The organism is Bordetella genomosp. 5, assembly GCF_002261315.1.
Taxonomy (GTDB): Bacteria; Pseudomonadota; Gammaproteobacteria; order Burkholderiales; family Burkholderiaceae_B; genus Bordetella.
The window spans coordinates 19,259-37,922 of the sequence record NZ_NEVP01000008.1 but is presented as its reverse complement, the minus strand read 5'-3'; the positions used below and the strand labels follow the sequence as shown (position 1 = coordinate 37,922).

Annotated in this window: 14 protein-coding genes and 1 pseudogene; 8 read left to right on the top strand and 7 right to left on the bottom strand. The window is 68.3% G+C overall.

The features are described from left to right. The first annotated feature begins 94 nt into the window (after nucleotides 1-94). From CAL25_RS13705 to CAL25_RS13685, 5 genes and pseudogenes are all read left to right on the top strand, one after another. Nucleotides 95-1,777: an isovaleryl-CoA dehydrogenase gene (locus CAL25_RS13705; protein ID WP_094800871.1), complete on the top strand. Its 1,683-nt coding sequence runs from the start codon at nucleotides 95-97 to the stop codon at nucleotides 1,775-1,777. Nucleotides 1,778-1,831: 54 nt separating this feature from the next. After that, on the top strand, nucleotides 1,832-2,512 hold the full coding sequence (rpiA, locus tag CAL25_RS13700) for a ribose-5-phosphate isomerase RpiA (protein WP_094800869.1): 681 nt from the start codon (nucleotides 1,832-1,834) through the stop codon (nucleotides 2,510-2,512). A gap of 324 nt (nucleotides 2,513-2,836) precedes the next feature. Beyond that, nucleotides 2,837-3,556 (top strand): phosphate signaling complex protein PhoU, encoded by a 720-nt coding sequence (phoU, locus tag CAL25_RS13695; RefSeq protein ID WP_094800867.1) that lies wholly within the window; start codon nucleotides 2,837-2,839, stop codon nucleotides 3,554-3,556. 179 nt (nucleotides 3,557-3,735) lie between these two features. Further along, nucleotides 3,736-4,048, top strand: a pseudogene (locus CAL25_RS13690) (tyrosine-type recombinase/integrase); the annotation flags it as partial. Further along, nucleotides 4,048-5,214: a PDDEXK nuclease domain-containing protein gene (locus CAL25_RS13685; RefSeq protein ID WP_094800865.1), complete on the top strand. Its 1,167-nt coding sequence runs from the start codon at nucleotides 4,048-4,050 to the stop codon at nucleotides 5,212-5,214. The pseudogene CAL25_RS13690 and the gene CAL25_RS13685, both read left to right, overlap by 1 nt. A 231-nt stretch (nucleotides 5,215-5,445) precedes the next feature. Here CAL25_RS13685 and CAL25_RS13680 read toward each other — a convergent pair whose 3' ends face one another. The 3 genes from CAL25_RS13680 to argA all read right to left on the bottom strand — a co-directional run bounded on the left by CAL25_RS13680 (nucleotide 5,446) and on the right by argA (nucleotide 7,680). Beyond that, nucleotides 5,446-5,886, bottom strand: a complete 441-nt coding sequence (locus tag CAL25_RS13680) for a secondary thiamine-phosphate synthase enzyme YjbQ (protein WP_094800863.1) — start codon at nucleotides 5,884-5,886, stop codon at nucleotides 5,446-5,448. A gap of 57 nt (nucleotides 5,887-5,943) precedes the next feature. Further along, on the bottom strand, nucleotides 5,944-6,216 hold the full coding sequence (locus CAL25_RS13675; protein WP_094800861.1) for an oxidative damage protection protein: 273 nt from the start codon (nucleotides 6,214-6,216) through the stop codon (nucleotides 5,944-5,946). Between the two features lie 108 nt (nucleotides 6,217-6,324). Then, nucleotides 6,325-7,680 carry an amino-acid N-acetyltransferase gene (gene argA / locus CAL25_RS13670; protein ID WP_094800859.1) on the bottom strand — a complete coding sequence of 452 codons (1,356 nt, stop codon included), beginning with the start codon at nucleotides 7,678-7,680 and terminating at the stop codon, nucleotides 6,325-6,327. A gap of 252 nt (nucleotides 7,681-7,932) precedes the next feature. Here argA and hrpA point away from each other — a divergent pair, with 252 nt between their 5' ends. After that, entirely contained in the window at nucleotides 7,933-12,210 is a 4,278-nt protein-coding gene (gene hrpA / locus CAL25_RS13665; protein ID WP_094800857.1) for an ATP-dependent RNA helicase HrpA, read from the top strand. An 18-nt stretch (nucleotides 12,211-12,228) separates the two neighbouring features. Here the strand turns inward: hrpA and CAL25_RS13660 are convergent, their stop codons facing one another. Beyond that, on the bottom strand, nucleotides 12,229-13,410 hold the full coding sequence (locus CAL25_RS13660; RefSeq protein WP_094800855.1) for an alpha-hydroxy acid oxidase: 1,182 nt from the start codon (nucleotides 13,408-13,410) through the stop codon (nucleotides 12,229-12,231). 40 nt (nucleotides 13,411-13,450) lie between these two features. Beyond that, entirely contained in the window at nucleotides 13,451-14,416 is a 966-nt protein-coding gene (locus CAL25_RS13655; protein ID WP_094800853.1) for a Bug family tripartite tricarboxylate transporter substrate binding protein, read from the bottom strand. Nucleotides 14,417-14,673: 257 nt separating this feature from the next. Between CAL25_RS13655 and CAL25_RS13650 the strand changes: the two genes are divergently transcribed. Next, nucleotides 14,674-15,453 (top strand): enoyl-CoA hydratase/isomerase family protein, encoded by a 780-nt coding sequence (locus tag CAL25_RS13650; protein ID WP_094800851.1) that lies wholly within the window; start codon nucleotides 14,674-14,676, stop codon nucleotides 15,451-15,453. Nucleotides 15,454-15,482: 29 nt separating this feature from the next. Continuing rightward, on the top strand, nucleotides 15,483-16,700 hold the full coding sequence (locus CAL25_RS13645) for a CaiB/BaiF CoA transferase family protein (protein WP_094800849.1): 1,218 nt from the start codon (nucleotides 15,483-15,485) through the stop codon (nucleotides 16,698-16,700). A gap of 94 nt (nucleotides 16,701-16,794) precedes the next feature. On the opposite strand, the gene CAL25_RS13640 is transcribed toward CAL25_RS13645, so the two are convergent. Beyond that, nucleotides 16,795-17,724 (bottom strand): transcriptional regulator GcvA, encoded by a 930-nt coding sequence (locus tag CAL25_RS13640; RefSeq protein ID WP_094800847.1) that lies wholly within the window; start codon nucleotides 17,722-17,724, stop codon nucleotides 16,795-16,797. 18 nt (nucleotides 17,725-17,742) lie between these two features. After that, nucleotides 17,743-18,642 carry a lipid A hydroxylase LpxO gene (gene lpxO, locus CAL25_RS13635; protein WP_094800845.1) on the bottom strand — a complete coding sequence of 300 codons (900 nt, stop codon included), beginning with the start codon at nucleotides 18,640-18,642 and terminating at the stop codon, nucleotides 17,743-17,745. Nucleotides 18,643-18,664 lie beyond the last annotated feature (22 nt).

Below are 18,664 nucleotides of genomic sequence, written 5' to 3'. Positions count from 1 at the left end.
GGGTAGCCCCGCGCCGTCCTCCAACGAACCCGATACACTAGGTTCGTAGCCCGCCGCGTCTCAGGGCGGGTCCGCAAGTCCGCAAGGAGACGCCATGCAGCCGTTCTTCACGCACGCGGTGACCAATCAGGTGCCGCCCCTGGACGATTACTCGCTCTACGACACCGATCCGGTGCTGGCCGAGGCGGTGGCGCGCGAAGGCGCGCACGCCCATGCGGCCGAGCTGCGCGAGCACGGGGCCTGGCTGGGCCGGGCCCAGACCCTCGCCGCCGGCGACGAGGCCAACCGTCATCCGCCCGCGCTGCACGGCTACGATCGCGGCGGCCACCGCATCGACCGGATCGAATTCCATTCCGCCTGGACCCAGCTCATGCGCGGCATCGCCGCGCGCGGCCTGCATAACCGGGCCTGGCTGCAGCCGGGAGCCGGGGCCCATGTGGCGCGCGCCGCCGCGTTTCTCATGCAGGGGCAGGTCGAGGCCGGCACCCTGTGCCCCACCACGATGACCTTCGCGGCCCTGCCGCTCATCGCACGCGAGCCGGCGGGCGCGATCGACTTCGCGCAGACCTGGATGCCCCGTCTGGCGTCGCGCGAATTCGATCCGGCCGACGCGCCCGTCGGCGCCAAGAGCGGCGCCCTGATCGGCATGGGCCTCACCGAGAAGCAGGGCGGGTCCGACCTGCGCGCCATCACGACGCGGGCCGAGCCCGAGGGCGCGGCCGGACGCGGCCGGCCGTATCGGCTGACCGGCCATAAGTGGTTTTTCTCGGTGCCGCAGGCCGACGCGCATCTGGTGCTTGCCCGCACCGACGCGGGCCTGGGGTGCTTCTTCGTGCCGCGCTGGGTGCCCGATGGACCGCGCAATGCGGTCCGGGTGCGGCGGCTCAAGGACAAGCTCGGCAACCGCAGCAACGCCAGCGCGGAGGTCGAGTTCGAGGACGCCTGGGGTGTGATGATGGGCGAGCCCGACCGCGGCCTCGCGCTGCTGCTCGAGATGGCGTCCACCACCCGGCTGGACTGCGTGCTGGGCAGCGCCGCGTTGCTGCGCCAGGGCGTGGTGCAGGCCCTGCACCACGCCCGGCATCGTCAGGCGTTCGGCGCGCCGCTGCTGTCGCAGCCGCTCATGCGCGCGCTGCTCGCCGACCTGGCCCTCGAGTCCGAGGCCGCCACCGTGCTGGCGTTGCGGCTGGCGCGCGCCATGGACGAGCGTGACTCGCCCGTGGCCCGAGCGCTGCTGCGGGTGGGCACGCCGGCGGCCAAGCTCTGGGTGTGCAAGCGCGCGGTGCAGGCCCTGGGCGAATGCCTGGAGGTGCTGGGCGGCAACGGCTACGTCGAAGAATCGCCGTTGGCCCGGCTCTACCGCGAGGCCCCCGTGAACTCGATCTGGGAGGGTTCGGGCAACGTCATGGCGCTCGACGTGCTGCGCGCGCTGGCGCGCGAGCCCGACGTCACCGAGGCGATCGAGACCGAGCTGGGCCTGGCCCGGGGCCGCGATGCCCGCTACGACGCGCGGCTCGCGGCCTGGCTCGACGCCGCACGGCGTGCCGGTGCGGGGCACGACGACCACGCGGCGGCGGACCCGGCGTCCGCGCGCTGGCTGGCGGCCGAGCTCGCCCGGCTGTGGCAGGGCGCGCTGCTGTTATGCCATGCGCCGGCGCCGGTCGCCGAGGGCTTTGTGAGCACGCGTCTGGCGGGCGGGGCGGGCCTGTGGGGCGAGGGCGGCGCCGGCGTCGATGCCGCCGCCGTGCTTTCGCGGGCCTGGCCGGGCATCTGCTAAATTGCAGGCCTTGCACTCGACTTTTGCGCGTTCATCCGCGCGTGACTTCCGCATATGCTCACTCAGCAACAACTCAAGCAACAGGCCGCCGACGCGGCGCTCGAACTGGTCGAACAGGTCGCCGGCCCCGATGTCGTCATCGGCGTGGGCACCGGTTCCACGGCCGACCTCTTCATCGACGGTCTGGCGCGTTTCAAGGGTCGCATCCGCGCCACGGTCGCCAGCTCCGAGCGCAGCGCTGCGCGTCTGGCCGGCCATGGTTTGCCGGTGCTCGATCTCAACGAAGTCGAGTCCATGCCGATCTACGTCGACGGCGCCGACGAGCTCGATGGCGACCTGGCCATGATCAAGGGCGGCGGCGGGGCGCTCACCCGCGAGAAGATCGTGGCCTCGGTGGCCGACCGCTTCATCTGCATCGCCGACGAGTCCAAGCTGGTGCAGACCCTGGGCGCCTTCCCGCTGCCGGTCGAGGTGATCCCGATGGCGCGTGCCAGCGTGGCGCGTGCCCTGGCCGAGCTGGGCGGCACGCCGCGCCTGCGCGAGGGCTTCGTGACGGACAACGGCAACGTCATCCTGGACGTGGCCGGTCTGTCGATCACCGATGCGCGCGGGCTCGAAACCCGCATCAACGACCTGCCCGGCGTGGTGACGGTCGGTTTGTTCGCCATCGCCGGCGCCGACGTGGCGCTGCTGGCCACGCAGGACGGCATCCGCCGGCTCGAGCGCAAGGCCTGAGGCCGCGCGCGCCGCGGCCGCTGGCCGCGGCACCGTGCCGATTTCGCCGAGGACGTTGGCCGCGGCACCGCGCCGATCTTGCCGCGGCACCCGGCTCCACCGCCTCCGGATCGCGGCGCCTCGCCGAATCCGGCGCCGGGCGTCGGCGCCTCGCCGCCCGCAGTGTCGCCCCCCGTGCGAGCGGCTCCGCGGGCGCTTGCCGGCACCTCCCGGCGCATTCATAATCCTGTCACATCCAAGTCATAACCTTGCGGGTCGGCAGGTCCCCCGCGCCTTTCGCGTACAGGGGACGCAACCATGAGACCAACCTCGCAGGGAGTCCGGATGACGGAGCACACCAACAAACAGTTCGATGCCGATCTCGAGCACGTTCGATCGCAGTTCCTCCAGATGGGGGGCGTGGTCGAGGCCATGATCCACGAAGCCATCGAAGCCATTCCCGCGGGCGACATGACCCTCGTGGAAAAGGTGCGCGAGCGCGAGAAAGAGGTCAACCGTCACGAGGTCGAGATCGATGAGCGCATCAGCCTGATCCTGGCCCGCCACCAGCCCACCGCGATCGACCTGCGCACGCTGCTGGCCGTCTCCAAGATGCTGACCGACATGGAGCGCTCGGGCGACGAGGCCGAGAAGATCGCCACCGCCGTGCGCCGCATGTACGAATACAGCCAGCAGCAGATCCCGCTGATCGAGCTGCGCCACATGGCGCAGAACGTCGGCAACATGCTGCACAACGCCCTCGACGCCTTTGCCCGCCTGGATCCGATCCTGGCCGCCCAGGTCGTGCGCAGCGACAAAGAAGTGGACAAAGAGTGGAAGGCTGCCCTGCGCAACCTGATCACCTACATGATGGAAGATCCGCGCACGATTTCGCGCGCGATCGACATGATCTTCATCGCCCGTGCGCTCGAGCGCATCGGCGACCACGCCAAGAACATGGCCGAGCGCGTGATCTACATGGTCAAGGGCGCCGACGTGCGTCACACCGGTGTGAAGAACACCGAGCGCCTGGCGCGCGGCGAAGAAGAGTCCGCCGAAAGCTGAGCGGCGACGCCCGGCGCCCCTGCATGCGGCTCGACATGCAGGGGGCTCGAAATGCATGTGGCTCGAAACGGCCTCGGTCTACACCGAGGCCTTTTTTTTGTTTCACGAGGACTCCAGTACCCCAACTCGCTGGACTACGCCAAGGTTCGATACAGCAGCTTTATCAATCACTTAGGCGAGTGCTGCCATCGCCCAGCGATCCGACCCGGCACATGACCCCACGGCGAGCACAACGGCGGCTGGACGCGCGCGCTCAAGGCTGCCGGCCTGCCGCACGGCGGCACGCACGGCATCCGCCATCGGGCGACCACCGATATTGGCAACTCGGGCGCGTCAACGAAGGTGGACATGAAGCTCACAGGTCACAAGGTCGTGGCGATGTTTATGCACTATGTTCATACCGAGGACAAGCCGGTGCGGGATGCGGCCGAACTGGTAGCGAGTCGGCGGCTGGCGATCACCGGGACATCCCGTTCTACGGAGGTGACAGCATGCCAAGGAAGACGCCCGTGGCAACGCGGAAACGCGCCGCCTTACCGGCTGGCTATGCCGGCATCCACGGCGGCATCGTGGAGCTGCTGGACGCGGCGCGCCAGGCGGCCGCGCGTAGTGTCAATGCGCTGATGACGGCCAGCTATTGGGAGATTGGCCGCCGGATCGTCGAAGCGGAGCAGAAAGGCAGGCGGCGGGCCGGTTATGGCGAGCAGTTGATGGAGCGGCTGTCCGCCGATCTGACGGCGCGATTTGGGCGCGGCTTCAGCCCGGACAACCTGGAGAACATGCGACGCTTCTTCGCTGCTTACCCCCTTGAGGCAATTCCCGAGACACTGCCTCGGAAATCTGGAGACGGAGTGCTCATCGAGAATTCCGAGACGGTGTCTCGGAAATTCGACCTCTCCGAACTGGCCCAGGTCTTCACCCTACCCTGGTCGGCCTATGTCCGGCTGCTGTCGGTCAAGGATGACCATGCCCGCCAGTTCTACGAGGCCGAGGCGCTGCGGGGTGGCTGGAGTGTGCGCCAGCTCGACCGGCAGATCGGCAGCCAATTCTACGAGCGCACCGCCTTGTCCAAGGACAAGACGGCGATGCTGGTCAAGGGCTCGGTCGCCAAGCCCGAGGATGCCGTCACGCCCAATGACGCCGTCAAAGACCCGTACGTGTTGGAATTCCTCGACCTCAAGGACGAGTATTCGGAATCCGATCTGGAAGCGGCCTTGATCCAGCGGCTGGAAGACTTCCTGCTTGAGCTGGGTGAAGGCTTCACCTTCGTCGGGCGGCAGCGGCGCTTGCGCATCGACCAGACCTGGTATCGGGTGGATCTGCTGTTCTTTCATCGCAAGCTGCGCTGTCTGGTCATCATTGACTTGAAGCTGGGCAGCCTGACCCATGCCGACGTGGGGCAGATGCATATGTACTGTAACTATGCCAAGGAGCATTGGGCTTACTCGGACGAGAATCCGCCGGTGGGCTTGATCCTGTGTGCCGATAAAGGCCATGCCCTGGCGCGGTATGCGTTGGATGGTTTGCCGACCAAGGTGATGGCGGCAAATTATCGGACGGTGCTGCCGGATGCCGAGTTGCTGCAGAAAGAGTTGGAGAGCACGCGGCGATTGCTCGAATCTCGCGGAACGCCGTTTCTCAAGAACGATAAAAAGTAGTCGTGCGTCCCAGCGTACCGCCGTCGGGCTCGCGGACTGCGCTTCGTGCCAAATCACAGCCATTCGGCGCTGATCCCTGACGCCTCCGGCCTGGATCGTTGATCCGGGCCTGCGCGCAAGCAGCGCCCGTGGCGCAGTCGCATGTCGCTGCCGCATCAGGCTTCGCTGCCAATGCCGCTTTCGACCCCCTGGCCGCGACCGCGCCACCCGCGGCCACCTGAGTCGCCGCCTTCAGGCCGCGCCGTGCACGGTGACGATCAGGTCGCGCCGGTGCGGCCGGTCGCGATGCTCCCATAGGTAGATGCCCTGCCAGGTGCCCAGCCCCAGCGCGCCGTCGGCCACCGGGATCGTGAGCGATACGGCGGTGAGCGCGGTGCGGATGTGGGCCGGCATGTCGTCCGGTCCCTCCGCGTCGTGGCGGTAGAGCGGATCGCCCTCGGGCACCAGCCTGGCGAAATAGCGTTCGAGATCATGGCGCACCGTCGGGTCGGCGTTCTCGTTGATGATCAGCGAACAGCTGGTGTGGCAGGTGAACACCACGGCGAGGCCCGTGCGGATGCCGCTGGCGCGCACGTCGCGGGCCACCTGCTCGGTGATTTCCGTAAACGACTTGCCGCGGGTCTCGACCCGCAGGCGGGTCTGGGCGATGAGCGGGGCGGGCACGGCGGTCATGGGAACTCCCAAAAACAAAACCGGCCACGCGGGCCGGTCGGAGGGGCGCTGTCTGGCTCAGGCCGAGGGCGGCACGAAGCCTTGCGCTTCGACGGAGCCGTCTTCGAACAGGAAGCGCTCCATCTGCTGCTGCAGATACTTGCGGGCGCGGGAATCGGCCAGGTTCAGGCGGTTTTCGTTGACCAGGCGCGTTTGCACGGCCTTCCATTCTTCCCAGGCTTCTTTGGAGATCTCGCGCCAGATGCGCGTGCCCACTTCGCCGGGGTAGGGCGGGAAGTCCAGGCCTTCGGCTTCGCGCTTGAGTTTCACACAGTTGACGGTACGGGCCATTTGCTTGCTGCCGGAAAGTTGCGGATCCCGCTATTTTAGCGGTCTTGGCGGCCCTTGCCGACCGGATAGACCCTGCGCGCGGCAGGGTCTATCCGTGGACGCCGGTGTTTACAGCTTCTTGATGAAGACGAGGCTGTTGCGCGAGCGGTTGTAATTGTTCTGCTTTTCGCGCGGCAGATCGGCGATGCCGCCCTGCACGAAGCCGCGTTTCATGAACCAGTGCGAGGTGCGGGTGGTGAGCACGAACAGGCGCTTGGCGCCCTGGGCACGCGCGCGCGACTCCATGTGGCGCAGCAGCATCTCGCCTTCGCCGGAACCCTGCCATTCGGGGTGCACGATCAGGCAGGCCATCTCGGCCATGTTGTCTTCGGGGAAGGGGTGCAGCGCGGCGCAGCCGTAAATCACGCCATCGTGCTCGAGCACGGTGAAGCGATCGACGTCGCGCTCGACCACGCCGCGCGGGCGCGGCACCAGCGTGCCGTCCTGTTCGAGCGGCTCGATCAGGCTCAGGATCGCGCCGACGTCGTCGAGCGTGGCGGGACGCAGATCGTCGAGGGTGTCTTCGACCACCATCGTGCCTACGCCGTCGTGGGTGAAGATCTCCAGCAGCACGCTGCCGTCGCGGTTGTACGGCACCAGGTGGGCGCGGGCCACGCCGCGCTTCACGGCGAGCGAGGCGTGGCGCAGGAAGTAGACGGTGTCTTCGTCGAGCTCGCCCGCGGCCAGCAGGTTGTCGGCGTCGGCGCGCGCCAGCTCGGTGTCGACCGAGCCGTCGTCGTTCAGCACGCCCGGCGAACTCGACAGGAAGATCAGCTTCTCGGCGCGCAGCGCCACGGCCACGCTGGTGGCGAGGTCTTCCATGGCCAGATTGAAGGCGTCGCCGGTGGGCGAGAAGCCCAGGGGCGACAGCAGCACCATCGAACCGTGCTCGATGGCGAACTTGAGCGCGTCGACGTCGATCTTGCGGACGTGGCCCGTGTGCTTGTAATCGACGCCGTCGAGCACGCCGGCCGGGCGCGCGGTCACGAAATTGCCCGAGATCACGCGGATGTGCGAGTGCGACATCGGGGTGTTCGGCAGGCCCTGGCTGAACGCGGCCTCGATGTCGAGGCGGATTTCGCCGGCGGCCTCTTTGGCGCACTCGAGCGCGGCGGCGTCGGTGGGCGCCATGCCCCGGTCGAACTGCTGGGTGAAGCCCTTCAGGCGCAGCTGCTCATTGACCTGCGGGCGCGAGCCGTGCACCAGCACCAGACGGATGCCCAGGGCCGACAGCAGCGAGAGATCCTGCACCAGTGTGTTGAGCGCGCCCGCCTGCACCAACTCGCCACCGAAAGCCACCACGAAGGTCTTGCCTCGGAACGCGTGCACGTACGGCGCCACCTCTCGGAACCATCGAACGAACTGCGCAGGGGCGAATTCGGGAGCTTCAAGGGCGGAGACGGTGTCAGGTTCCAGGTCGGGCATGATGATTTGAGTTGGGGATTCCGGTAGGGCCACCGGGCGGCGCCCGGTCGGCAACAGGCCACGCGGCGCGCGGCTGCCGAAATTATATGACCGCGCGGGGCGGCTCGTGGCGCTGCAACAAGAGGAATTTGCCCCCCGAATTCGCGCTTATCCGGCAGGCCGGGCAGCCGGGCGGTCCAGCGTCCGGCCGTCGTTCGGCCCGTTGCCCGCAAAAATTTATAATGTGCGGTTGACCGGATGAATTTGCCTCATATGTCTGACTCTACCCAGCGCCCGCCCCGTGGTTCCGCCGATGGTGGGCCCGCCCGCGACGAGCGTGCCGCCAGCGCGGACGCGCCGCGCCCGCCGAAGACCGCGCGTCCTGCCCGGCCGCCGCGTGCCGGCGGGTCGGGTCAGGGGGAGCGTGCGCCGCGCGCCGAGGGCGCGCCGCGTCCGGAGCGTGGACAGCGGCCGCCGCGGGCCGAAGGCGCGGAGCGCGCGGACCAGGCACCCCGCCCGGAGCGCACGGAACGTTCGCCGCGCGGGGATCGCGCGGATCGGCCCCCGCGCGCGGAGCGCACGGAGCAGGCGCGCCGGCCGGAGCGCGCGGAGCAGGCACCCCGCCCGGAACGCACGGAGCGTTCGCCGCGCGCAGACCGCGCAGATCAGCCGCCGCGCACCGAGCGGCCAGAGCGCCCCATCCCGGCCATCACCTATCCCGAGGATCTGCCCGTCAGCGCCCGGCGCGACGAGATCGCGCGCGCCATCGCCGCGCATCAGGTGGTGATCGTCAGTGGCGAGACCGGTTCGGGCAAGACCACGCAGCTGCCCAAGATCTGCCTCGAGCTCGGTCGCGGCCGCCAGCGCATGATCGGCCACACCCAGCCGCGCCGCCTGGCCGCCACCTCGGTCGCCAAGCGCATCGCCGAAGAGCTCAACACGCCGATGGGCGAGGTCGTGGGCTATCAGGTGCGGTTCAACGACCGCACGGGCCCGAACGCATCCATCAAGCTGATGACCGACGGCATCCTGCTGGCCGAGTCCCAGCGTGATCCGCTGCTGCGCCGCTACGACACGATCATCATCGACGAGGCGCACGAACGCAGCCTCAACATCGACTTCCTGCTCGGCTACCTCAAGCAGCTGCTGCCGCGCCGTCCCGACCTGAAGGTGATCATCACCTCGGCCACGATCGACGCGGAGCGCTTTGCCCGCCACTTTGCGCCGGCACCGGACCAGCTCGCGCCGGTCATCGAGGTGTCGGGCCGGCTCTATCCGGTCGAGGTGCGCTATCGCCCGGTGCAGCAGCCGCTCTCCGACGACGACGCGGCCGCCGCCACCGGCAACCGGCGCGGCGGCGAGCGCGGCGGGGAGCGCGGCGGCGACAAGTCCGGCCCGGGTCAACGCCTGAGCGGCGACGAGGAGCGCGATCTCATCGACGCCATCGTCGATGCGGTCGACGAGTGCGCCCGCCATGGTCCCGGCGATGTGCTGGTGTTCCTGCCCGGCGAACGCGAGATCCGCGAGGCGGCCGAGGCCCTGCGCAAGCACCATCCTGCCGCCACCGAGATCCTGCCGCTGTTCGCGCGCCTGTCGCAGGCCGAGCAGGAGCAGATCTTCCACCCGCGCGGCAATGCGCGCCGGGTGGTGCTCGCCACCAACGTGGCCGAGACCTCGCTGACCGTGCCCGGCATCCGCTTCGTGGTCGACAGCGGTCTGGCCCGCATCAAGCGTTATTCCTGGCGCAACAAGGTCGAGCAGCTGCGCATCGAGCCGATCAGCCGCGCCTCGGCCAATCAGCGCGCCGGTCGCTGCGGCCGCGTGGCCCCCGGCCTGTGCATCCGGCTCTACGACGAGCTCGACTTCAACAATCGCGCGGCGTTCACCGATCCCGAGGTGCTGCGGTCCTCGCTGGCGTCCGTGATCCTGCGCATGAAGTCGCTGCGGCTCGACGACATCGAGGCCTTCCCATTCGTGGAGGCGCCGCCCGGGCGCGCGGTGGCCGATGGCTACCATCTGCTCCAGGAGCTCGGCGCCATCGAAATGAACGAGGAGGCCGAAGCCGGCACGAACCCGGCTTTCGTGCTGACCCGCACCGGCGAGGACCTCGCCCGCCTGCCCGTGGACCCGCGCATCGGGCGCATGATCCTGGCCGCGCGCGAGCACCAGTGTCTGGCCGAGATGCTCATCATCGCGGCCGCGCTGTCGGTGCAGGACCCGCGCGACCGCCCCATGGCCGAGCGCGAGGCGGCGGAGGCGGCGCACGCGAAGTTCGCCGATGACAAGTCCGAGTTCGTGTCGTTCCTGAAACTCTGGAAGTGGTACGGCGAGCAGGTGCAGCACAAGGGCTCGCAGCGCAAGCTGGTTGCGCTGCTGCGTCAGAATTTCCTGTCGCCCATCCGGCTGCGCGAATGGCATGACGTGCACGGCCAGCTGGCCGCGGTCGTGGGCGAGCAGGGCTGGCGCGTGAACGCCAGCGAGGCCACCTACGAGCAATTGCATCTCGCCCTGCTGACCGGCCTGCTGGGTAATATCGGCTTTAAGGGCGAAGACGCCGGCCTGTACCACGGCGCGCGCGAGATCCGTTTCCTGATCCATCCCGGGTCGAATCTCGCCAAGAAGGGCGGTCGCTGGATCGTGGCGGGCGAGCTGGTCGACACGACGCGCCTGTATGCGCGGTGCGTCGCCCGCATCGAGCCCACCTGGCTCGAGCGCGCCGCCGGCCACCTGCTGCGACGCAACTGGTCCGATCCGCGCTGGGAAAAGAAGGCCGGCCAGGTGGTGGCCAACGAACGTGCGACCCTCTATGGCCTGACGGTGTACTCGGGCCGGCGCATCCACTATGGCCGCGTCAATCCCGCGCATGCCCGCGAGCTCTTCATTCGGCAGGCGCTGGTGCCGAGCGAGATCGACACGCGCCTCGCGTTCGTGGCACACAACCGCAAGCTGATCGCGGGCATCGAAAAGCTCGAGCATCAAACGCGTCGCCCGGACATCCTGGTCGACGACGAGCTGATCTACGCGTTCTACGATCGTCAGCTTCCCGCCGACATCTCGCAGACGGCCTCGCTCGAGAAGTGGGTGCATGGCCTGGACAAAGACCGCGCCGCCCAGCTGATGCTCACGCGTGACGAGCTGATGCGCCACGAGGCGGCCGGCGTGACCACCGATGTCTTCCCCAAAAAGGTGGAGTGGCAGGGCGTGGTCATGCCGCTCGATTACCACTTCGAACCGGGCTCGCCGCGTGACGGCGTGACGCTGTCGGTGCCGCTGTTCGCGCTCAATCAGCTCGATGCGCAGCGCTGCGAGTGGCTGGTGCCGGGCATGCTCAAGGAAAAGGTCCAGCTGCTGCTCAAGTCGCTGCCGCAGAAGCTGCGCCGCCATTGCGTGCCGCTACCCGACTACGCGAGCGGCTTCTTCGACCGCTGGTTCGAGCAGATGAACGATCCGCAGCAGGGTCTGGTCGACGCGCTGATCGCGGACATGTGGAAGCAGGTGCAGGTGCGGCCCGTGCCGAGCGACTTCAAGCTCGAGACGCTGCCGGCGCATCTGTTCATGAACTTCAAAGTGGTGGACGAGCACGGACGCATGCTGGCGGCCGGGCGCAATCTGGCGCAGCTGCGGGCCGAGCTCGGCAAGCAGGCCCAGGCGACCTTCCAGCAGCTCGCGGCCCGCGACACCGAGGTGGCGCAGGCCCTGGCGCACGAGAACCTCACTTCCTGGTCGTTCGGCCCCTTGCCCGAGATCATGGAGATCAAGCGCGGCGGACAGTCGGTGATCGGCTATCCCGCGCTGGTCGACCGCGGCGCCCATTGCGACCTCGACGTGTTCGACGATCCCGAAGAGGCCCGGCGTCACCATCGCGCGGGCCTGCTGCGGCTCTTCCGTCTGGCGTTGCGCGAACAGGTGAAGTTCCTCGAGAAGAACCTCACCGATCTCACCAAGATGAGCATGCTGTACATGACCCTGGGCACGCAGGAAGAACTGCGCGACCAGGTCATCGATTGCGCGCTGGCGCAGGCCTGCCTGGCCGAGCCCTGGCCCGTGAACGAACAGCAGTTCGAGTCGCGCCGCGCCGAAGGCAAGGGCCGCCTGGGCCTGCTGGCCCAGGAAGTCGCGCGGCTGGCGGGCGCCATCCTGACCGAGTTCGGCGCATTGCAGCGCAAGCTGCCGCAGGCCAAGGCCCATGCCGCGGCCTACGCCGACCTGCAGCAGCAGATCGGCGCGCTGATGCCGAAGTGGTTCGTGCGCGAGACGGCATACGCCCAGCTCGCGCATTTCCCGCGCTATCTCAAGGCGGCGGTCGCGCGCATCGACAAGCTGCGCGCGGACCCCGCCCGCGACGCGCGCCTGATGGCCGAGATGGCGCCGCTCCTCACCCAGTATCAGCGCGCCCGTGCGGCGCTCAAGGGGGCGCCCGATCCGCGCCTGGACGAGTTCCGCTGGCTGCTCGAAGAGCTGCGCGTGGCCTTGTTCGCTCAGGAGCTGCGCACGCCGATGCCGGTGTCGGTCAAGCGCCTGATGAAGACCTGGGAGTCGTTGCGCCGCTGAGCGCTTGGGCGCGTTGCGCTACGCGACGGCGGCCAGCGCGACGGGCGGCAGGTCCGGCGTGTCCTGCAACAGGACGCCGGCATCGACCTGGCCGATGGCGGTGCGGCCGCAGAACGCCATCGTGAGGTCGAGCTCCTTGTGGAGGATCTCCAGCGCGCGGGTCACCCCGGCTTCGCCCAACGCGCCCAGTCCGTAAAGCATCGCGCGTCCGATGTGGACGCCATGCGCGCCGAGCGCCAGGGCCTTGAGCACGTCCTGGCCACTGCGGATGCCGCCGTCGAGATGCACCTCGGTGCGGGCGCCCACCGCCGCCACGATCGGGGGCAGGGCGCGAATCGTCGAAGGGGCGCCGTCGAGCTGGCGCCCGCCGTGGTTCGACACGATGATCGCGTCGGCGCCGGCCTGCTGCGCCAGACGGGCGTCCTCGGCGTCGAGGATGCCCTTGAGGATGAGTTTTCGATCCCAGAGCCTGCGCACCCAGGCGATGTCGTCCCAGGTCATGGAGGGATCGTATTGGCGCGAACTCCAGTCGGCCATCGAGGCCATGTCGCCCACGCCCTCCGCATGACCCACGATGTTGCCGAAGGTGCGCCGGCGCGTGCCCAGCATGCCCAGGCACCACGCGGGTTTGCTCATCATGTTGAGCAGATTGCGCGCGCTCAGGCGCGGTGGCGCGGTCAGGCCGTTCTTCAGGTCTTTGTGGCGCTGGCCGCTGATCGGCAGATCGAGCGTCAGCACGAGCGCGTCGCAGTTCGCCGTATGGGCCCGGCGGATCAACTGCTCGACGAATCGGCGGTCGCGCATCATGTAGAGCTGAAACCAGAACGGGTGTCCGCCCGTGGCCTCGGCGACGTCCTCGATCGAGCAGATGCTCACCGTCGACAGGGTGAAAGGCACGCCAAAACGTTGGGCGGCGCGGGCGGCAAGGATTTCGCCATCGGCATGCACCATGCCCGTCAGCCCGGTGGGCGCGATCGCGACCGGCATGGTCACGTCCCGGCCCAGCAGGCGCGAGCGCACGCTGCGCTCGCTCAGGTCCACCGCCACGCGCTGGCGCAGCAGGATGCGTTGCAGGTCCGCCTCGTTGGCGCGGTAGGTGGATTCCGTCCAGGATCCCACGTCCACGTAGTCGTAAAACATCTTCGGCACGCGGCGGCGCGCGAGGACACGCAGGTCTTCGATGCAGGTGATGACGGTCATGGCGATAGCGGTTCGTGCGGCGAGGGCGGGCCGGGCAGTTTCAGACGGTGACCTTGGCGTCGTGGATCACCTTGGCCCATTTGTTCTTTTCTTCCGTGATGAAGGCGGCAAAGCGCTCGGCGCTGCCGCCGCCGTCTTCGGCACCATAAGAGGTCATCTTCTCGACCACGTCGGGCTGGCGCAGGATGGTGTTCAGATCGGTGTTGAGCCGCGCCACGAAGGCAGGGTCCATGCCGGCCGGTCCCACCAGGCCATACCAGGTGCTGGCGTCGAAGCCCGCATAGCCCTGCTCGGCCATGGTCGGCACGTTGGGTTGCGCCGGCGAGCGGCGCAGGCGCGTCTGGGCAATGGCCACCAGCTTGCCGGCGGCCACGTGCGGCGAGGCCGAGGCCATGGTCTCGAAGCTGTAGTCGATCTGGCCGCCCAGCAGATCGGTCATCATGGCGCCGGAGCCGCGGTAAGGCACATGCAGCGCGTCGATGCCCGCGCGCAGCTTGAACATCTCGAGCGCAAGATGCTGCACCGAGCCCGGACCGGCCGAGCCGAATGTCACGCTACCCGGTGATTTGCGGCAACGTTCGACCAGCGCGGGCAGCGTGCGGGCCTGCTGGTCGGCGCGGCACACCAGCAGGCTGGGCGACACCCCGGCCAGCATGACGGGCGTGAAATCGCGTTCGACCTGATAGCTGAGCTTGGGGTAGAGGCTGGGCGCGACGGCGTGATTGCTGAAATTGGTCATCAGCAGGCAGCTGCCGTCGGCGGGCTGTTTGACCACGTGTTCGGCCGCGATCACGCCCGCCGCGCCGGCGCGGTTCTCGACCACCACGGGCGTGTTCCACAGCGCGCCGAGCTTCTGCGCCAGCAGCCGGGTCACCATGTCGGTGCCGCCACCGGGCGGGAAGCCCACCACGATGCGCATGTTGCCGGCGGCCGCGGGCTGGGCCCGGGCCACCAGGGGAAGCAGGCTGACGGCCGCGGCCGCTGCCAGAAGCTGGCGTCGATTCATTGTTGTCTCCGTCGTGTTATGCGCCGGTCCGCAAGCGGACGAGGCGGTGTATGGCGGAAAGTGTAGGAAGCGCCGCCGCTTCGCCGCAACGTCGAAATACTTGAATCGGCGCTGAGTTTTTCTCACAGCGGTGCACGAGATTTTCTTGAAAGGCGGCGCAGTATTTCTCGCTTGGCGCGTTCCGGGGGGCTTCCTACACTTTTCTCACCCGAATCAACCTCGGCCGTTCCGCTGGCACGGCCCAAGCAGAGAGCCCCATGTTCCCCTCCCTCAGCGTCGAACGCGATGGCGCCATCGCCACCGTCATTCTCAACAATCCCGAACGCATGAACGCCATGAACCTCGCCATGTGGCAGGGGCTGATCGACGCCATGCAGCAACTCTCCGCCGACGAGACCGTGCGCTGCGTGGTGCTGCGCGGTGCCGGCGAACGCGCCTTCTCGGCCGGCGCCGACATCGAGGAGTTTCCGCGCACCCGGCGCGACAAGGCGGCCGCCCGGGCATACGGCGAGGTCACGCACCGCGCGATGCAGGCGGTGGCCGAGAGCCGCCACCCGACGCTGGCGGTGATTCATGGCGCCTGCATCGGGGGCGGCCTGGAGCTCGCGTCGATGTGCGACATGCGCATCTGCGGGGCCTCCAGCCGCTTCGGCGCGCCCATCAACCGTCTCGGCCTGGTGATGTCGTATGGCGAGTTAGGCGGTCTGGTGGCCTTGGCCGGCCGCGCCGTTGCCCTCGAGATCGTGCTCGAAGGCCGCGTGTTCGGTGCCGAAGAGGCGCAGGCCAAGGGCCTGGTCAATCGCGTGGTGGCGGACGCCGATGTGGACACCGAAGGCGCCGCCGCCGCGCGCCGCATCGCCCAGGGAGCACCGCTCGTGGCGCGCTGGCACAAGCGCTTCGTGCAGCGTCTGGGCGAAGCCCGTCCGCTCACCGATGCCGAGCTGGAAGAAGCCTACGACTGCTTCGACACCGAGGACTTCCGCATCGGCTATCACGCCTTTCTCGCCAAAGAGCGCCCCGTCTTCGTCGGCCGCTGAGCCGCACCACGCGACACAAGGAATTCAGAATGACGCTTCCGCTTGCCAACCTGCGCGTGCTCGACGTGAGTCAGATCATGGCCGGGCCCTACTGTTGCATGCTGCTCGGCGACATGGGCGCCGATGTGATCAAGGTCGAGGCTCCCGGCACGGGCGACCAGACTCGCCGTGCCATGGGATTCCGTCTCAAGGGCGATGACAGTGGCGGCTTTCTGGCGCTCAACCGCAATAAGCGCAGCGTCGAGATCGATCTCAAGCACCCCGAGGGCCGCGAAGCCTTCTACGAGCTGGTGCGCCAGGCCGACATCCTGGTGGAGAACAACCGGCCGGGCGTGGCCGCGCGGCTGAAGATCGATTTCGAGACGCTGCATGCGATCAACCCGCGGCTGGTCTACGCCAGCATCTCCGGCTTTGGTCAGACGGGGCCCTGGTCGCGCCGGCCCGGCCTGGACCTGATCGCGCAGGCAAGTTGCGGCGCCATGAGCGTGATGGGCGAGCCCGGCGGCGCGCCTATGAAGTCCAGCGTGCCGTTTGCCGACCTGGGCGCCGCGCTCTTCGCCTCGTACGCCATCCTCAGCGCGGTGATCGGTCGCGCCACCTCGGGCCTGGGCCAATACATCGACGCGTCGCTGTACGAAACCGCGCTTGGGCTGTCGGTGTGGGAGAGCGCGGAGTTCTGGGGCACGGGCCGCGTGCCGGCGCCGCTGGGCAGCGCCAACCGCATGAGCGCGCCGTACCAGGCCGTTCGGGCGGCCGACCGCTACATGGTGATCGGCGCGGCCAACGACAAGCTCTGGACCGCGCTTTGCGGCGTCATCGGCCGTCCGGATCTGCCGGCCGACCCGCGCTTCATCGATAACGTGGCGCGCCTGTCCAACCGCGCCGACCTGATTCCGTTGATCGAACAGGCGCTCGCCGCCGCGCCGGCCGACGTCTGGGTCGAGCGCCTGCTTGCCGCGGGCGTGCCGGCGGCGCCCATCCTCGACTATGCCGAGGCGCTCGATACCGAGCAGGCCAGGGCGCGCGAGATGGTGCTGGAGATCGACCACCCCGTCGAAGGCCCGACCAAGGCGCTGGGTTTTCCGGTGAAGTTGCACGGCACGCCGCAACAGGTGCGCCGCCCGGCGCCGCTGCTGGGCCAGCACACCGACGAGGTGTTTCGCGAGCTGGGCATCGATGCGCAACGCGTGGCGCGCTGGCGTGAGAGCGGGGCGTTCGGCGCGCAGCGTGCGGCCGAGATGGCGTGATGTGGGGGCGCCTGGGCGCCGCCTTTCGCGAGGCGATCGCGCCGCCTGCGCCTGCTGAGCGCCACGCGCTGCGTGATCGTAGCACGCTGCGTTTCTACCGTAGCGGCGGCGGCTGACCCTCGGCTACCTGCTCCTCGCGCACCCAGGCGGCGAATGCCTGGATACGCGGATCCGCGGCGCGCTCCTCCGGATAGACCAGGTAATAGGCAAACTGGACGGGCAGCGTGAGCGCCGGGAAGGGCTCGATCAGGCGGCCTTCGGCGATGTCGCGACTCACCCAGGGGCGTTTGGCCAGCGCCACGCCCAGCCCGTCCATGGCCGCGTCGATCACCAGATGGCTGGGCCAGAAGGAGGGCCCGCGCGACGTGTCGATATCGCTCACGCCGGCGTGTTCGAGCCAGGTCGCCCAGTCGGGGTTGCTCACGTCATCGTAGGTGCTGTCGTCGTGCAGCAGCGTGTGATGCCGCAGGTCCTCCACGGTCGCGAGCGGCGTGCCGCTCGTCAGCAGGGCAGGGCTGCACACCGGGGTGACGGCCACCGTCAGGCATGGCTCCGCATGCAGGCCGGGATAGTCACCGCGCCCGTAGCGCACCTCGAGATCGACATCGTCACGCGCGAAATCGGACATGTGCTTCGAGGTCGACACGCGCAGATCGATATCAGGATGCCGCGTCATGAAGCGTTTCATGCGCGGGATGAGCCATTTCATTGCGAACGTGGGCGGCAGGTTGAGCTTGAGCGCCGGCACCTGGCGCTCGCGCTGCACGCGATAGGTGGCCTGCACCAGCTGCCGGAACGCCTCCTGCACGCCGGGCAGGTAGGCCTTGCCCGCGCTCGTGAGAATCAGCGACTTGGTGTCCCGCACGAACAAGGGAATGCCGAGGTTGTCCTCCAGCACCTTGATCTGATGGCTTACCGCCGACGGCGTCACGCACAGCTCTTCAGCTGCGCGTGTGAAGCTCAGGTGCCGCGCCGCGACCTCGAAGGCGCGCAGCGGATTGAGCGGCGGAATGGGACGGGGCATGGGGGCGCCGCGCGCGGATCAGAGCAGGATGAAGCCCGCGATCACCGCCACGATCAGCAGGTACTTGGTCGCCTTGTAGACCGTGCGGTTCCAGGCCTTGAACTTCTTGCGCTTTTGGTCGATGGTCCAGTGCAGGTGCGTGAGCTTATTGATGGCACCGGTCTGGTCGCCGGCATCGTTGGGCGAGCTCGCGGCCGACATCACCTTGCGGCCGAACCAGCGGTTGAACGCCTCGGCCCAGCGCCACTTGAGCGGACGCTCGACGTCGCAGAAGAGGATGATGCGGTTGGCCTCGGAGCGATTGTGCGCTTCGTGCACGTAGGTTTCGTCGAACACCACGCTTTCGCCGTCGCGCCAGCTGTAGTCGTCGCCGTCCACGCGGATGAAGCACCGGTCGTCGTTGGGCGTGACCAGACCCAGGTGGTAGCGCAGCGAGCCCGCGAACGGATCGCGGTGGGCGTTGAGCTTGCCGCCCGGCGGCAGCTCGGCGAACATCGCCGCCTTGACCTTGGGCAGGCTCTTCAGGATGGCCACGGTCTTGGGGCACAGCTCTTCCGCCGAGGGATGGCGGGCGTCGTACCACTTCAGATAAAAGCGTTTCCAGCCGTACTTGAAAAACGAGTTGAAGCCGATGTCGTCGTGGCGCTCGGCGGCCTTGATGCGGCGCAGCTCGGCCATCTGGAGCGCTTCGGCGCGGATCACTTCCCAGTTGTCGTCTAGCACCTGCAGCTCGGGGATCTCGCGCGAGGTGAGGTAGGGCGTGGTCGGTACGCGCGAGCACAACACCATAAAGGCGTTGATGGGGGCCAGCAGCACGGAGTGATCAAGAAACTGACGCGACAGGGACAGGCGCACGCGTCCGCGGAAGTGCGCGAACAGAATGGCGGCCAGCCAGATGCCAGGGATCAACCATTTCATTATGGGGACGTATCTACTCGGT

Bases quoted from the DNA above. Each gene is read 5' to 3' on its own strand.
- CAL25_RS13705 (WP_094800871.1), top strand. From the start codon at position 95: ATGCAGCCGTTCTTCACGCACGCGGTGACCAATCAGGTGCCGCCCCTG.
- rpiA (WP_094800869.1), top strand. From the start codon at position 1,832: ATGCTCACTCAGCAACAACTCAAGCAACAGGCCGCCGACGCGGCGCTC.
- phoU (WP_094800867.1), top strand. From the start codon at position 2,837: ATGACGGAGCACACCAACAAACAGTTCGATGCCGATCTCGAGCACGTT.
- CAL25_RS13685 (WP_094800865.1), top strand. From the start codon at position 4,048: ATGCCAAGGAAGACGCCCGTGGCAACGCGGAAACGCGCCGCCTTACCG.
- CAL25_RS13680 (WP_094800863.1), bottom strand. From the start codon at position 5,886: ATGACCGCCGTGCCCGCCCCGCTCATCGCCCAGACCCGCCTGCGGGTC.
- CAL25_RS13675 (WP_094800861.1), bottom strand. From the start codon at position 6,216: ATGGCCCGTACCGTCAACTGTGTGAAACTCAAGCGCGAAGCCGAAGGC.
- argA (WP_094800859.1), bottom strand. From the start codon at position 7,680: ATGCCCGACCTGGAACCTGACACCGTCTCCGCCCTTGAAGCTCCCGAA.
- hrpA (WP_094800857.1), top strand. From the start codon at position 7,933: ATGTCTGACTCTACCCAGCGCCCGCCCCGTGGTTCCGCCGATGGTGGG.
- CAL25_RS13660 (WP_094800855.1), bottom strand. From the start codon at position 13,410: ATGACCGTCATCACCTGCATCGAAGACCTGCGTGTCCTCGCGCGCCGC.
- CAL25_RS13655 (WP_094800853.1), bottom strand. From the start codon at position 14,416: ATGAATCGACGCCAGCTTCTGGCAGCGGCCGCGGCCGTCAGCCTGCTT.
- CAL25_RS13650 (WP_094800851.1), top strand. From the start codon at position 14,674: ATGTTCCCCTCCCTCAGCGTCGAACGCGATGGCGCCATCGCCACCGTC.
- CAL25_RS13645 (WP_094800849.1), top strand. From the start codon at position 15,483: ATGACGCTTCCGCTTGCCAACCTGCGCGTGCTCGACGTGAGTCAGATC.
- CAL25_RS13640 (WP_094800847.1), bottom strand. From the start codon at position 17,724: ATGCCCCGTCCCATTCCGCCGCTCAATCCGCTGCGCGCCTTCGAGGTC.
- lpxO (WP_094800845.1), bottom strand. From the start codon at position 18,642: ATGAAATGGTTGATCCCTGGCATCTGGCTGGCCGCCATTCTGTTCGCG.